10 protein-coding genes and 4 tRNA genes are annotated in these 14874 nt (G+C 39.0%); 2 read left to right on the top strand and 12 right to left on the bottom strand.

The window, feature by feature from the left end; all coding sequences use genetic code 11:
• The first annotated feature begins 166 nt into the window (after positions 1-166).
• Positions 167-967, top strand: coding sequence for a cytochrome C assembly family protein (locus tag ACYUCW_RS08490; protein WP_004244774.1), 801 nt, complete (start codon positions 167-169; stop codon positions 965-967).
• Positions 968-1002: 35 nt separating this feature from the next.
• Positions 1003-2277 carry an HlyC/CorC family transporter gene (locus ACYUCW_RS08495; RefSeq protein ID WP_004247404.1) on the top strand — a complete coding sequence of 425 codons (1275 nt, stop codon included), beginning with the start codon at positions 1003-1005 and terminating at the stop codon, positions 2275-2277.
• A gap of 130 nt (positions 2278-2407) precedes the next feature.
• On the opposite strand, the gene luxS is transcribed toward ACYUCW_RS08495, so the two are convergent.
• The 12 genes from luxS to aas all read right to left on the bottom strand — a co-directional run bounded on the left by luxS (position 2408) and on the right by aas (position 14793).
• Complete coding sequence (luxS, locus tag ACYUCW_RS08500) at positions 2408-2923, bottom strand: S-ribosylhomocysteine lyase (protein ID WP_004244776.1); 516 nt, start codon at positions 2921-2923, stop codon at positions 2408-2410.
• A 165-nt stretch (positions 2924-3088) separates the two neighbouring features.
• The gene (gene gshA / locus ACYUCW_RS08505; protein WP_004252262.1) at positions 3089-4669 is read right to left on the bottom strand and encodes a glutamate--cysteine ligase; all 1581 of its coding nucleotides are present in this window, start codon (positions 4667-4669) and stop codon (positions 3089-3091) included.
• 184 nt (positions 4670-4853) lie between these two features.
• A tRNA-Arg gene (locus tag ACYUCW_RS08510) sits at positions 4854-4930 on the bottom strand.
• A 43-nt stretch (positions 4931-4973) separates the two neighbouring features.
• Positions 4974-5050 (bottom strand) — tRNA-Arg (locus ACYUCW_RS08515).
• Between the two features lie 89 nt (positions 5051-5139).
• Positions 5140-5216, bottom strand: a tRNA-Arg gene (locus ACYUCW_RS08520).
• 9 nt (positions 5217-5225) lie between these two features.
• Positions 5226-5318, bottom strand: a tRNA-Ser gene (locus ACYUCW_RS08525).
• Between the two features lie 465 nt (positions 5319-5783).
• A complete protein-coding gene (csrA, locus tag ACYUCW_RS08530; protein WP_004244778.1) occupies positions 5784-5972 on the bottom strand; it encodes a carbon storage regulator CsrA in 189 nt (62 codons plus the stop codon).
• A gap of 217 nt (positions 5973-6189) precedes the next feature.
• A complete protein-coding gene (alaS, locus tag ACYUCW_RS08535; RefSeq protein ID WP_460408384.1) occupies positions 6190-8817 on the bottom strand; it encodes an alanine--tRNA ligase in 2628 nt (875 codons plus the stop codon).
• Between the two features lie 900 nt (positions 8818-9717).
• Positions 9718-10785 (bottom strand): recombinase RecA, encoded by a 1068-nt coding sequence (recA, locus tag ACYUCW_RS08540; protein WP_004247401.1) that lies wholly within the window; start codon positions 10783-10785, stop codon positions 9718-9720.
• Positions 10786-10892: 107 nt separating this feature from the next.
• Positions 10893-11399: a nicotinamide-nucleotide amidase gene (gene pncC / locus ACYUCW_RS08545; RefSeq protein ID WP_004244782.1), complete on the bottom strand. Its 507-nt coding sequence runs from the start codon at positions 11397-11399 to the stop codon at positions 10893-10895.
• A 32-nt stretch (positions 11400-11431) separates the two neighbouring features.
• On the bottom strand, positions 11432-12634 hold the full coding sequence (lplT, locus tag ACYUCW_RS08550) for a lysophospholipid transporter LplT (protein ID WP_049199673.1): 1203 nt from the start codon (positions 12632-12634) through the stop codon (positions 11432-11434).
• Positions 12634-14793: a bifunctional acyl-ACP--phospholipid O-acyltransferase/long-chain-fatty-acid--ACP ligase gene (gene aas, locus ACYUCW_RS08555; protein WP_017628345.1), complete on the bottom strand. Its 2160-nt coding sequence runs from the start codon at positions 14791-14793 to the stop codon at positions 12634-12636. The genes lplT and aas overlap by 1 nt, the downstream gene beginning before the upstream one ends.
• Between the last annotated feature and the right edge of the window lie 81 nt (positions 14794-14874).

A 14874-nucleotide genomic window follows, 5' to 3' on the forward strand; every position in this document is an offset into this window, starting at 1 on the left:
AGCTCAGTGTTAAAGTTGGGCTTGTCTGTCGTCTATTTCATCGATTATATCACGATGACGCGCAGATCTCTGCATAGAGATTTACGCTTAATGACTTCAATAGTTGGAGCGGAATTCACCTAGCGCTATACTAAGCAATTATGTACCCTATTATGTAAGCGAAACTATGCCCGTTATATCAATCTCTATCGTTGCTGTCTGCGCTTATTTACTCAGTCTGGTGTTTATTCTCCCCAGTTTGCTGAGAAAAGAGCAAAATGGATACCGTGGATTAGCGCTGCTTTTTGCGGTGGTCGCCCTTGTGACCCATGCTATCTCATTAAAATTTTTGATTTTCCGTCCACATAGCGGGCAAAATCTGTCACTCACCAATTTAGGGGCGGTGGTCAGTTTAATGGTCTGCGTTATCATGACCATTGTTGCTTCCCGTGGTAGAGCTTGGTTTTTGCTGCCTATTGTTTATTGCTTTTCCATAGTCAATCTCATTATTGCCGCCTTGATGCCAGGTGAGTTTGTCACCCACCTTGAAAGTAGCACATCGCTCTTTATTCATATTGGGCTTGCTTTATTAAGTTACGCCACTTTGTTAATTGCTGCTTTATATGCCTTACAACTCAGCTGGCTCGACTATCAACTAAAAAATAAGAAACTAAAATTTTCACCACAAATGCCACCATTAATGTCAATTGAACGTAAAATGTTTCATATTACCCAAGTGGGGGTAGTATTACTGACATTAACCTTGTGTACCGGCCTGTTATATATGGATAATATCTTTGGTAAAGAAAATATCCATAAATCAATATTTTCTATTATTGCGTGGTTTGTCTACATCATTTTATTATGGGGACACTTCCGTGAGGGTTGGCGTGGGAAAAAAGTGGTTATTTTTAACCTGATCGGTGCCATTATTTTGACATTAGCTTTTTTTGGTAATCGTTTATTGCAAGAGTTAATGCTTAATTAATCTTTTCATTTTAAGGTAGCAAAAGGAACTCAATTTTGGAGCATGTGTCGACAACAACGCTCATTATCATACTTATCGGTATGATCTTTGCCTCAGCCTATTTTTCAGGCACTGAAACTAGCATGATGACTATCAATCGTTATCGGCTACGCCACGCAGCCAAACAAGGTAATCGCTCTGCCAAAAGAGTAGAAAAACTATTACAGCGTCCCGATAGATTGATTAGCTTAGTATTAATTGGTAATAACCTGATTAATATTGTCGCCTCCGCTCTCGCCACTATTGTAGGAATGCGTTTATATGGTGATGCAGGAGTAGCTATTGCAACAGGTGTATTAACCTTTGTCATTCTTATTTTTGCTGAGGTACTACCAAAATCTATCGCAGCGCTTTATCCAGAACGTTTCGCTTATCCAAGTAGCGTTCTTTTGTCACCTTTACAGAAAATCATGTTGCCCGTTGTGTGGTTTTTTAACCAAATTACCTTAGTGTTTATGCGCATTTTCGGTATTAAATCCCCCGTAATACAGGGTAATGCGGTATCAAAAGAAGAACTACGCACCATTGTGAATGAATCAAAATCGAAACTGTCACAGCGTAACCAAAATATGCTGATTTCTATTTTGGATTTAGAAAAAGTGACCATTGGCGATATTATGGTACCAAGAAATGAAATTTTTGGTATTGATGTCAATGATGAGTGGAAATCCATTGTCAGACAGTTAACTCACTCCCCTCATGGGCGTATTGTCCTTTATCGTGATACCCTCGATGATGTCATTGGTATGCTACGAGTACGCGAAGCTTACCGTCTTATGACAGAGAAGAAAGAATTTACTAAACAAATTTTGATTAAAGCGGCTGATAAAATCTATTTTATCCCAGAAAGTACACCACTTAGCTTACAACTAGTTAATTTCCAACGTAATAATGAAAAAGCCGGTATTGTCGTCGATGAATATGGTGAAATTCAAGGATTAGTCACTGTTGAAGATATCCTAGAAGAGATTGTCGGTGATTTTACTACCTCAATGTCTCCTTCTTTAGCAGAAGAAGTGATCCCACAAAAAGATGGTTCACTATTAGTGGATGGCACAACTAATATCCGAGATATCAATAAAGCCTTTGCTTGCCATTTACCAGAAAATGAAGCACGAACAATTAATGGGGTTATTATTGAAGAGTTGGGTGATTTACCCGTAGTAGGTGCCAAAATAACGATTGATGGTTATGAATTTGAAGTGTTGGAAGTGCAAGACAATGTGATTAAGAAAGCCTTGATCCGCCATCTTACGCCCTCTCGTCACTAGCGATTATTAATAGCGGTTCAATGCAATTGGCGTTGGCCGTTATGATAAATCACCCATCAAATTAAAAGAGACAACAAATCAAGATCAAATAGCTTGAGTTATTGTCTCTTTATCTATAAAGCAACTGTAACTAGATTTGTAACTCTTTGAGTTTGTCTTCTGGTAGTGCTAATTCATCATTATGATTAATGCCAATAGTGTGAGATAAAATGTCTCGTGCAATATCTTGAGCTTCAGCTAACGAGTGCATTTCATAAGTTCCGCATTGGTAGACATTAAGCTCAGGAATATGGTTTTGATCTTTAACCTTCAATACATCTTCCATAGCTGCCTTCCATGCATTAGCAACACGTTGCTCATCAGGCTGACCAATTAAGCTCATATAAAAGCCTGTACGACATCCCATTGGCGAAATATCGATGATCTCAACACCTTCACCATTTAAGTGATTACGCATGAAACCTGCAAATAAGTGCTCTAACGTATGAATTCCTTTCTCAGGCATGGCTTTTTTATTTGGGACAGTAAAGCGTAAGTCAAAAACGGTAATAGTATCACCAGAGGGTGTTTTCATCGTTTTAGCAACGCGTACCGCAGGTGCAGACATACGTGTATGGTCAACAGTAAAGCTATCCAATAACGGCATAAAAAACCTCCTAAGAAAATTTTTAAATATTTTTAAGAGAACATGAAACTTTCTGCGAGCGCCTCGGTCTTAGTAATGAATACGCGCAAAATGTTATCATCCCTATTTCTCTATAGAATTTATTCAGCCACACAAATTTTAGTGTGGCTTTTTTCTATCTGAGTTTTAAGAAGCCACACCATCATTATTTGGCCCAGCATGGAGCTTCAAATATTCATCGAAAGAAATGGTATCACTCTTTTCTAAGTCTGCCTGACGTTTAATAGATGAAATTCTCTCATGTTCAAAAGCATCATCTGTTAACACTTCATAAGCGGTATTGATTAATTGTTGATGATATTCTTCAGCTAAAGATAGACCATAACCGCCAATACCCTGTGCTTTAATTTTTTCTAATAATCTGCCAGAGAAAGTTAATTGCGGATTATCAAACATTTCCTCTAACTTAAGGCAAACTTCTAGATATTTAGTTCCAGAACAGCTATCTAATACCTTAGCTACGCGCTGTAAGTCAGCAAAAAGCGCTTTCCCCACTTGTGCTAATGGCTCTTTTCTTTCACCACAACCCATGCCAATAACTTGACCTGGCTTACGCCCTTCTAGAATAACGTTATTCCAATTTGCACGACAGCAGGCCAATTCTTCTGCATTCATTTCTGGTGCATCCGCTAATACACACCAAATCAAGAATAAATCTAAGAAACGGATTTGTGTTTCATCAACACCGATAGGCGTAAATGGATTGATATCTAATGAGCGAACCTCGATATATTCGATACCACCACGTAATAATGCATCAGAAGGTGATTCATCCCCTTTGACTACGCGTTTAGGACGAATAGGCGCATATAATTCATTTTCAATTTGTAATACGTTAGTATTTAATTGAATATACTTACCGTCTTTCTTTACACCTAATTTAGCAAATTCTTCTGACGGTTTATGAATGGCCTTTTTCAAACCTTTCACATAAGTCTCTAGATGATTAAAAGTAATATCTAAATCACTCTGTGACTTATTGGTATAGCCTAAATCACTTAAGCGCAACGAAGTTGCATAAGGTAAGTATTTTGCGCCTTTAGGGGTATTTTCAAAGGGTAAATTGGTTTTTCGACCTTTTAAGAATGAACCACAAATAGCTGGCGAAGCACCAAAGAAAAAAGGAATTATCCAACCAAAACGGTAGTAATTACGGATCAAACGTAAATAACCGTCTGAAATCGCCTCTTTACCTGTTTCTTCATCGGTGATATTTGCCCACGCTTGCCAAAATTCGATAGGTAACGAAAAATTGTAATGCACACCAGAAATAGTTTGCATTAACGCACCATAACGATTTTTCAGCCCTTCACGATATAACGTCTTAAAACGCCCAACATTAGAGGTACCAAATTGCGCTAATGTTATTTTATCTTCGGCTTCAATAAAGCAAGGCATACTCATCGGCCACATACGCTCATTGGTTAAATGACGTGCCGTATAGCGATGCAAATCACTTAAAAAATGTAAGGTGTGATCAATATTATCGTCAACAGGAGTAATAAACTCTAACAGAGACTCAGCAAAATCTGTCGTGATCCACTTGTGAGTGAGTGACTTACCTAGCTCGACAGGGTGTCCTGTAGCCGCTAAATGACCATCAGGAGTAACTCTTAAGGTTTCTCGCTCTATACCACGGTGGATACCACATAAAACTTTAGGATGGGCTTCCAACCAAGAAAGCGCTTTAGATACGTCCGGGATCAAAGGTGACCTCCCGCGTTGGTTAATGTTAATAAGTAGATAACAGTTACTTTATCGCAAAGTCACCAAATTGTCGCTGATTAGATGATATCGGCGTTATTAGTTGATGCGAAACAAATCGATAATATATAAACAATGCAGGAAAGAGAAAAAGCAAAAAGCCCCGCGATAAGCGAGGCTTTAAAGATGGTGCATCCTGGAGGATTCGAACCTCCGACCGCTCGGTTCGTAGCCGAGTACTCTATCCAGCTGAGCTAAGGATGCAGTCGTACTAATTTAACTAAGATAAGCTAACTTTATAAAAAGATGGTGCATCCTGGAGGATTCGAACCTCCGACCGCTCGGTTCGTAGCCGAGTACTCTATCCAGCTGAGCTAAGGATGCACGTTGTTTAATTTTACTCTTTTAATGCAAATTATTCACTATTTGCACCAAAATAAAAACCCCATACATTTAATCATGGGGTTGGAATATGGTGCATCCTGGAGGATTCGAACCTCCGACCGCTCGGTTCGTAGCCGAGTACTCTATCCAGCTGAGCTAAGGATGCAAATCTAAATGGCGGTGAGAGAGGGATTCGAACCCTCGATGCAGCTTTTGACCGCATACTCCCTTAGCAGGGGAGCGCCTTCAGCCTCTCGGCCATCTCACCATATTTAGAACCACTCGAAGAAGTTCTTTGTGAACATCTCGTCTCTGTGTGGCGCACATATTACTTTCTCAGCCTGAGAAGTCAAACAATTTTTCTCAACTTTTTACGAATATAGGTTCGTTTGAACACTTCACAAACAAACTGATGCGTTTATCAGCAAGAAAGGCTAAAAAAGAACTGAATACCATGATATCGCTGATGAAAAATCATTCAAGCATTTTATCTCATCGACGAATAATTTTATTCCCCCTACTAATAATTATGAATCGAATGATAAGCAGTAAAAAGACTTTCAATTCTGTCAATCAGAATAAGCGGATAGTGTAATAATAAATACAGTTCAAAAAAGCGAGGTGAAGAACGAGAAAGAAAATGGAAAGTTCTATAGAAAAGAAAAGCGCCCAGACCCGGCAAAAGTGTGGACGCTTACGAAGAAAGGGTAACTAGCTAAAAATAAGAGATTGCTTAGTAGTTATCTGTGGGCTGAGTTTTCTCGGCCTGAATTCGTTGATAGATCTCTTCACGATGGACAGATACTTCTTTGGGGGCATTTACGCCAATACGTACCTGATTACCTTTAACCCCTAAAACGGTTACGGTTACATCATCGCCTATCATAAGCGTTTCACCAACTCGACGAGTTAGAATAAGCATTCTTTGCTCCTTGAAAATTTACAAGAGTCGGGTCTCTAGAATTTCCCGGCCATTATCCATCATACATTGTCAATTCGTATAATCATTATTTATCACATATAGCCCATACTTCATAACAAAATATAAATTTTGTGATTGATTATTTAACGGATTGTCAATATTACATAAAGCGTTACCCCTAAAAACTAGGGATAACGCTTTTTCAGGTAGCTATCGCTTAAAGATGCGATTCTACCCACTCGTCAACACTCGCTAAAGCAGCGGGTAACGCTTCAACATCTGTACCACCAGCTTGTGCCATATCAGGGCGACCACCACCTTTACCACCGATTTGCTGAGCGACAAAACTAATTAGCTCACCTGCTTTTATTTTAGCAGTCAAATCCTTAGTCACACCGACAATTAAGCTCACTTTACCATCAGAAATAGTAGAAAGTACAATTATTGCTGAACCTAATTGATTTTTTAAATCATCAACCATTGTTCTTAACATTTTTGGTTCAACATTATTCAGTTCACGAACTAAAAGTTTGATACCTTTCACATTCTTAGCTTGGCTTCCTAACGAGGAGCTTTCTTGAGCTGCTTGCTGATCTTTCAGTTGTTGAAGTTCTTTTTCTAATGAACGGTATTTTTCTTGAACCGTTTTAATTTTCTCAACTAAATTACTACCATCACTTTTAAGTGCATGAGCCACAAGAGAAATCAGATCCGATTGCTCATGAACACTTTCAATCGCTGTAGCCCCCGTAATCGCTTCAATTCGGCGAATACCGGCCGCAGTCCCTGATTCACTCATAATGCGGAATAGACCAATATCACCCGTTCTGGCTGCGTGAGTACCACCACAAAGTTCAGTTGAGAAATCCCCCATGGTTAAAACACGAACACGTTCTTCATATTTCTCACCAAAGAGTGCCATCGCACCTTTTTGCTTCGCATCTTCAAGATCCATTAACTCGGTGACAACCGGCGAGTTAAGGCGGATTTGCGCGTTAACAATGTCTTCAATTTCACGTAACTGTTCTGGTTTTACTGCTTCAAAGTGAGAGAAGTCAAAACGCAGATATTTATCGTTAACTAAAGAGCCTTTCTGGGTAACATGAGTGCCTAATACTTGGCGTAATGCCGCATGCAATAAATGCGTTGCTGAGTGATTTAAGCGAATAGCATCACGACGAGCCACATCAATGACTGCATTGATCTTATGATTAACAATAAAAGATCCAGAAATGACTTTACCAATATGACCAATAGCCTTGCCATATTTTTGCGTGTCGGTAACTTCAAACTGGCTATCTTTGCCAATTAGAAGACCTTTATCACCTACTTGGCCACCAGACTCAGCATAAAAAGCCGTTTTATCTAAGAAGATAATCCCTTCTTCACCTGCTTTAAGCTCAGTGACTGTTTGACCATTATGGAAAATTGCATTAATAGTACCTTGTTGCTCATTATGGTCATAACCTGAGAAATCACTGCGACTATCGACTTTAATCAGTTCGTTATAGTCAGTACCAAAACCGCTAGATTCACGAGCACGTTTACGTTGCTCTTCCATTGCCAATTCAAAGCCTTCTTCATCAACTTTGATATTTCTTTCACGGCAAACATCCGCAGTTAAATCTAATGGGAAACCGTATGTATCATAAAGACGGAAAGCCGTTTCACCCGCTAAAGTATCACCGGTTAATTTTTCTAGCTCTTCATCTAATAATTGTAAACCGCGCTCTAAAGTACGTGCAAACTGCTCTTCTTCCGTTTTAAGTACTTTTTCAACGATTTCTTGTTGATTCTTAAGTTCTTTACCGGCTTCAGCCATTACATCAATAAGCGGTGCAACGAGTTTATAGAAGAAAGTATCTTTCGCACCTAACATATAACCATGGCGTACAGCACGACGGATAATACGACGTAGCACATAGCCACGACCTTCATTAGAAGGAATGACACCATCACAAACAAGGAAAGAACAAGAACGGATATGGTCGGCAATCACACGTAATGATTTATTTGCTAAGTCTGTCGCATTAGTCACTTCAGCAACGGATTTAATTAATGCGCGGAATAAATCAATATCATAGTTAGAATTAACATGCTGTAGTACAGCAGTAATACGCTCTAATCCCATTCCCGTATCAACAGAAGGCTTCGGCAATGGATCCATTGTACCATCTGATTTACGGTTGAACTGCATAAAGACGATATTCCAGATCTCAATATAGCGATCACCGTCTTCTTCAGGTGTTCCTGGCGGTCCCCCCCAAATATGATCACCATGATCGTAAAATATCTCAGTACATGGACCACAAGGCCCCGTATCTCCCATTTGCCAGAAGTTATCTGAAGCAAATGGTGCGCCTTTATTATCACCAATACGAATAATGCGCTCAGCTGGAACACCGACTTCTTTATTCCAGATATCATAAGCTTCATCATCAGTGGCATAAACGGTTACCCAAAGTCTCTCTTTAGGTAAGTTAAACCACTCTTTGCCAGTTAATAATTCCCAGACAAAGTTAATGGCATCATGTTTGAAATAGTCACCAAAACTAAAGTTACCTAACATTTCAAAAAATGTATGGTGACGTGCTGTATAACCCACATTTTCTAAATCATTATGTTTACCACCCGCGCGCACACAACGTTGCGCGGTTGTCGCTCGGGAATAAGGTCGGTTGTCCAATCCAAGAAATACATCTTTAAATTGGTTCATCCCTGCGTTTGTAAACAGCAATGTTGGATCATTATTTGGAACCAAAGAACTGCTTGGTACTATTTGATGTCCTTTAGTATGAAAAAAGTCGAGAAACGCCTGACGGATCTCAGCGGTGCTTTTGCTCATAATTATCCCGAAATCAAGCTGGAAAAACAGAAATTAGAAATCTAGTTAGAGGAGGTTTAGTTTTACCTCTACTTAGCCAACGAATACATAAGTAGGGATAAGATAGAATTTCTTCGCTCAGAAGTAAAACCCCCGATAAACTTATTCGAGTTGACATTGTAAATCGTCTAGTAGTTTTCTGAAAGTAGCAACATACTTCAAGATAGGTCGTTTTAACCAAATCGAGGCGAATTTTGTAAGATATGAGAAGGTAATGACGATAATTTCATAATAAAACTATTAAATAATTTTTTCGTCATTTTTATTTTATTATCAATAGCATTTTGCTCATTTGCTCGCAACAGCTATCCTAAATCTGTATTATCAAAAAAAGCCAATATTCCCATTACATATTTAATTTTTCTGAATAAAAATCCCGCCAGAATCATTTAACTAAATATATTTACTGATAAATTTAAAATAATAAAGTAGCAAAAATCCATTTCTCTCGTAGTCAAAGAGATTGATTATCTATATAGATAGATGCTAACAATTTATTTTAATGCTATTTTTTCAAACATGTAAAAGAAATATGATGTTATAAATAACCAATAGAATACATCACCAAATCTTCACTATATAAACACTTACATAGTGTAAAACCACCCAAAGATAAAAATATCGTTATTGCTGATAAAATAGTAATAAATTGCAAAAAAAAGAAAAACAGTGAAAAATAAACTAATTTTTCACTACCACTGAGTGGTTAATTTTTACATAAAACAAAAAGGAAGCTTTTTTAAGGCTTCCTTTGATATCTGAATAAAATTTATACAAACAAGTTATTCAATGGGATGCTGTCGTGATGATAGCCAATGATTTAAGGTCTATTTTCACACAAACAGCATGACAACCAGCTAATTACTCTTTTGTGTCGTCAGCATCACTGTCTGACTCTTCACCTGCAAAATCCGCAGCACTTGTGAATTCACCAGCATGATTTAACAACATTTCACGCAATTTAGTGTTTAACTCATTGTACATTTCAGGATGTTCTTTTAAGTAATTGGTTGCGTTAGCTTTACCTTGACCAATTTTTTCGCCATTGTAGCTATACCAAGCACCTGCTTTCTCTACTAACTTATGTTTAACACCTAAATCAATCAGTTCGCCATAGGTATTAATACCTTCACCGTACATAATTTGGAATTCAGCTTGTTTAAACGGTGCAGCCACTTTATTTTTAACAACTTTAACGCGAGTCTCACTACCAATGACTTCATCACCATTTTTGACAGAGCCAATGCGACGAATGTCTAAACGAACAGAAGCATAGAATTTAAGCGCATTACCACCGGTCGTGGTTTCTGGGTTACCAAACATAACACCGATTTTCATACGAATTTGGTTAATGAAAATCAGCAGTGTATTAGAGTTTTTAAGGTTACCCGCTAGTTTACGCATAGCTTGGCTCATCATACGTGCGGCTAAACCAACGTGTGAATCACCAATTTCACCTTCAATTTCAGCTTTTGGTGTTAATGCTGCCACGGAGTCCACGACAATAACATCGACCGCACCAGAGCGAGATAATGCATCACAAATTTCCAGTGCTTGTTCACCTGTGTCAGGTTGAGAGCAGAGTAGATTATCGATATCGACACCTAGCTTTTGAGCATAAATTGGGTCTAATGCATGTTCAGCATCAATAAATGCACAAATTTTTCCTTCACGCTGAGCAGAGGCAATAACTTGTAGAGTCAAGGTTGTTTTACCAGAAGATTCAGGGCCATAGATTTCAACAATACGGCCACGTGGCAATCCACCTGCACCTAAAGCAACGTCTAATGATAAAGATCCTGTAGAGATAGTTTCTACGTTCATGGAACGGTCTTCGCCCAGACGCATGATAGAACCTTTACCAAATTGCTTTTCAATTTGACCAAGTGCTGCGGCCAATGCTTTTTGTTTGTTTTCATCAATAGCCATGTTATCTCCCTCTGGGCAGTGAAGCATAAAGATGGGTCACTACCATTAAAACGTATATGATTTTGCTTGTTGAAACTCATTATACTGTATAATCATACAGTATCAAGTTAATTATTAATAATTTCTTTAAGAATTGATTTTAAAGAGAAAATCACAGATTTGGCTCTCACCTCCTCTCGTGATCCACTAAAAATACAGTGTTTAGCAACCACTCGAAGCCCCTCTGGGGTTTTTATTGCAAAGCCAAACCAAACTAAACCAACGGGCTTCTCTTCACTACCGCCGCCGGGACCTGCAATACCACTAACCGATACAGCATAGTCTGCATTTGCTGTTAGCAGTGCCCCTTTTGCCATCTCACAGACAACTTGTTCACTCACGGCACCAAAATCAGACAATGTTTGCTCATCTACACCAATCATGTCATGTTTAGCTTGATTACTGTAAGTCACAAAACCTCGATGATAATAATCCGAGCTACCTGCTATATCAGTAATGACTTTTGCAATCCATCCTCCAGTACATGATTCTGCAGTAGTTAACGTTTTTTTTCGCTCTAGCAGTGCCTGACCGACTTCAATGCTCAGATGGGTCATTTCATCATTATTTATCATGAAGGTTGTTTCACCTCGACTCTCAATTAACGTTATTCAGCTCTCTTTCTGGTGCAATCCCATAACCATAATCCACCAATTGCTAGCGCAAAGATAGCACCAAAGCCAATACCAATTGTAATAACGGAAACACCCATACTGGTGACTAGTGAGAACAAACCTAGCATCAGTAACATTGCGGTATTCTCACCTAAATTTTGTACAGCAATGGCATTCCCCGCTCCCACACTATGCTTTCCTTTATCTTGTAGCAAAGCATTTAATGGTACAACAAAGAAGCCACCAAAAATGCCAATAACAACTAAGATAAAATAGGCTGGAATAATGGTGGTTTGTAATGAGAAGTAAACAACACCTAAGCCAATTAAAACCCCTGCAGGCATACAACGACGGACCGTTTTTAATGTGACAAACTTAGCGGCTAAACCAGCGCCAATCACAATACCAATCGCCACCATCGCATTTAATATTGTTGGTGTTGTATTATCAGTCATTCCCAAAGCTATAGGCACCCATTGCACTAATAGAAAACGCAATGTGACGCCAGCCCCCCAAAACATACTTGTTCCTACCAGAGAAAAACGGCTCTCTTTATCTCGCCATAAAGAGCCACAAGCAGCTAAGAATTGATTGAATATTTTTTTAATATTCCAGCCTCGACCTATTTGAGCAGGTGATAACTTGGGAATGCTAAAGTTAACCAATACAGCCAAAGCATACATTGTCGCACAGACAGCTAATGCTAAGATAATGCTCCAATCGGAAAGAAGCCCACCAATCACAGAGCCTAATAAAATTGCCGCAATAGTTGATGCTTCCATTAAGCCATTTGCTTTGACTAAACGCTCGCCATCGGTTAACTCACCTAAAATACCATATTTAGCAGGCGAATAAATGGCGGCGCCGATCCCCACTAAGGCGTAACCTAAGAATGGATCGGTTCCAATACAAATAAGAAAAGCACCGGCAAATTTTAACGCATTACCAATAAGCATCACCCTACCTTTAGGCTGGCGATCGGCAACTTGTCCAACAAAAGGAGCTAAGAGAATATAAGCCAGCACAAACACCATTTGTAAAATAGGCTGGCTCCATTCTGGATAAAGTGCTGATTTAAATTGAGCGAGTATGGCAAATAACAAAGCATTATCCGCAAATGCAGAAAGAAACTGTGATAATAATACTGCTTTCATGCCCTTACTCAGTAATGGGGGCTGACTTATATTCTCTGACATTAATTATTTTCCTGTTCAGCGAGTTGCTTTAACGAGACAAAATCCGTTTTGCCACTTCCTAAAACAGGAATTTCTTTGAGAAAACGAATATCTTTTGGTACCGCAATTTCTGCCACACCAGTGGATTTAGCTAATGCCGATAACATACTGCGATCAAGTTGCTTATCGGTGGTAAAAAGCACTAATGACTCACCTCGACGTGGATCATTTACCGCCACCACAGCATGGTTGCCTTCCGAGGCTTTAGCCGCTAATTGCTCTACACTTTCAAGAGAAACCATTTCTCCCGCTATTTTTGCAAAACGTTTTACACGCCCTTTAATAGTGCAAAAACCTTCGCTATCAATAGCAACGATATCTCCCGTATCATACCAACCCGCTTCTTCGATACCTTCGGCATTTATTGCTGTAGGCTGCTCTAATTTATAAGGGGATTCAACGCGCAAATAGCCAAGCATGATATTAGGACCACGCAGTTGTAATCTTCCACCATCCGTAATGCCGCTTATGGGAATTAAACGCCCTTCCATGCCTGGTAATAAACGCCCCACGGTATATGGCTTAGCACTCATTGGTACATTAATGGAGACAACAGGAGCACATTCAGTGACCCCATAACCTTCTAAAATACGAATACCAAATTTATCCTGCCATAATACTCGTGTCGATTCGGACAGTTTTTCCGCCCCTGCAACCACATATCTTAGTCGAGCAAAATCATAAGGATGAGCAAATTTGCCATAATTGCCTAAGAAAGTTGAAGTACCAAATAATACTGTACAATTTTGGTCATACACTAATTCAGGTACTACACGATAATGTAGTGGGCTTGGGTAGAGGAATACTCGTGCCCCTAAGCAGATAGGTGCTAATACACTTACCGTTAAACCGAAAGCATGGAATAACGGTAATGCAGCCATAAATTTATCTCTGGGTGAAAAGTCAGCAATAGCGCGAATTTGCTCTACATTCGCCAATAAACTGGAGTGGCTATGAACGACACCTTTCGGAGTGCCTTCAGATCCAGAAGTAAATAAGATAACTGCTGCATCCGTCGATTTTTGCGCTAACATCGCTTTATGAGGAGTGAGTAAGTGCTGTGCAATCCAGCGTTTATCTTCTCTAGTAATGCTATCTTTGAGATCTTCAAGATAAACCCAGTTTGCATCCGGAGTCTGTTCTGGAATATGTAATAAATTTCCTTTCTCTAAAAATTGGCGTGAGGTAAAAATCGTTTTAATGGATGCCGCTTTCATGGCATTTTGTACACCTAAGCTACCCGCAGTATAGTTAAGCATCGCCACAACCCTTTGACGCATTGTCGCCCCAAATAAAGCCGCAACCGTAACGGTAGTATTAGGAAGTAAAAGGCCAATTCGTTCATTAGGTTCGGTATAGCGTTCAATAATACGACTAACACCTAATATTTTTTTCAATAGGCCCTGATAACTATCCTCTTTCATATTAATATCTGAAATAAGAGGACTGAAACGACCAAACTGAGACATTCCTTGTAAAAATGCCTCATAGAGCGTGATATTAGGACGTGCTTGCATAATAGCATCCATCATAATATCACGGAGCTTTTCTCCCGATAAGCGACGGCGCTCTGCTGATTTTTCCGCTGTAGGCATAGGTAAATCAACCGCAGGTAGCACTTTTATTGTGATTTTAGGAAAGAGTTTTGCTTTTATATTTAACGTTTTACGCACTCGAGAAAAGTAGCTAAATTCAGCACCTTCTATTCTAACAGGGATAACTTTTGCCCCTGATTTAGCAGCAATAAACGCAGCACCTTCATAAATCTTCATCAAGCCAATAGTTACCGTAATTCTCCCTTCAGGGAAAATAACAACAGGACGGCCTTTATCGACTTCTTTAACTAATTGGCGAACCGCCATTGGATTAGCGGGATCTAAAGGAACAATATCCGCATAACGACTGAGCCATTTGGTATGTTTGGCATTAGCCACTGAGGTGTAAACAGCAAAGACAGGGTTAATCGGTAAAAATAAACGCAATAATATACCATCAATAAACGATGTATGATTTGGCGTAATAATGCATTTTTCATATTGTGAAAACTGATTAATTAGTCCTTCAATTCTTACTCGAAATAAGAATTTAAATAGTGTTTTAAAAAACGCTATCAACATCATATCCATATCTCATTTTGCTATAATTAGCCTTACTATAAATAGGATATGATGAAAATAAAATAGTTGTCTTTTGTTTTCGTC

Source organism: Proteus sp. MB838, assembly GCF_054767435.1.

What these genes read in the sequence shown, in the direction of transcription:
- aas (WP_017628345.1), bottom strand. Translation starts at nt 14,793, where the DNA reads ATGATGTTGATAGCGTTTTTTAAAACACTATTTAAATTCTTATTTCGA.
- recA (WP_004247401.1), bottom strand. Translation starts at nt 10,785, where the DNA reads ATGGCTATTGATGAAAACAAACAAAAAGCATTGGCCGCAGCACTTGGT.
- lplT (WP_049199673.1), bottom strand. Translation starts at nt 12,634, where the DNA reads ATGTCAGAGAATATAAGTCAGCCCCCATTACTGAGTAAGGGCATGAAA.
- csrA (WP_004244778.1), bottom strand. Translation starts at nt 5,972, where the DNA reads ATGCTTATTCTAACTCGTCGAGTTGGTGAAACGCTTATGATAGGCGAT.
- pncC (WP_004244782.1), bottom strand. Translation starts at nt 11,399, where the DNA reads ATGATAAATAATGATGAAATGACCCATCTGAGCATTGAAGTCGGTCAG.
- luxS (WP_004244776.1), bottom strand. Translation starts at nt 2,923, where the DNA reads ATGCCGTTATTGGATAGCTTTACTGTTGACCATACACGTATGTCTGCA.
- ACYUCW_RS08490 (WP_004244774.1), top strand. Translation starts at nt 167, where the DNA reads ATGCCCGTTATATCAATCTCTATCGTTGCTGTCTGCGCTTATTTACTC.
- alaS (WP_460408384.1), bottom strand. Translation starts at nt 8,817, where the DNA reads ATGAGCAAAAGCACCGCTGAGATCCGTCAGGCGTTTCTCGACTTTTTT.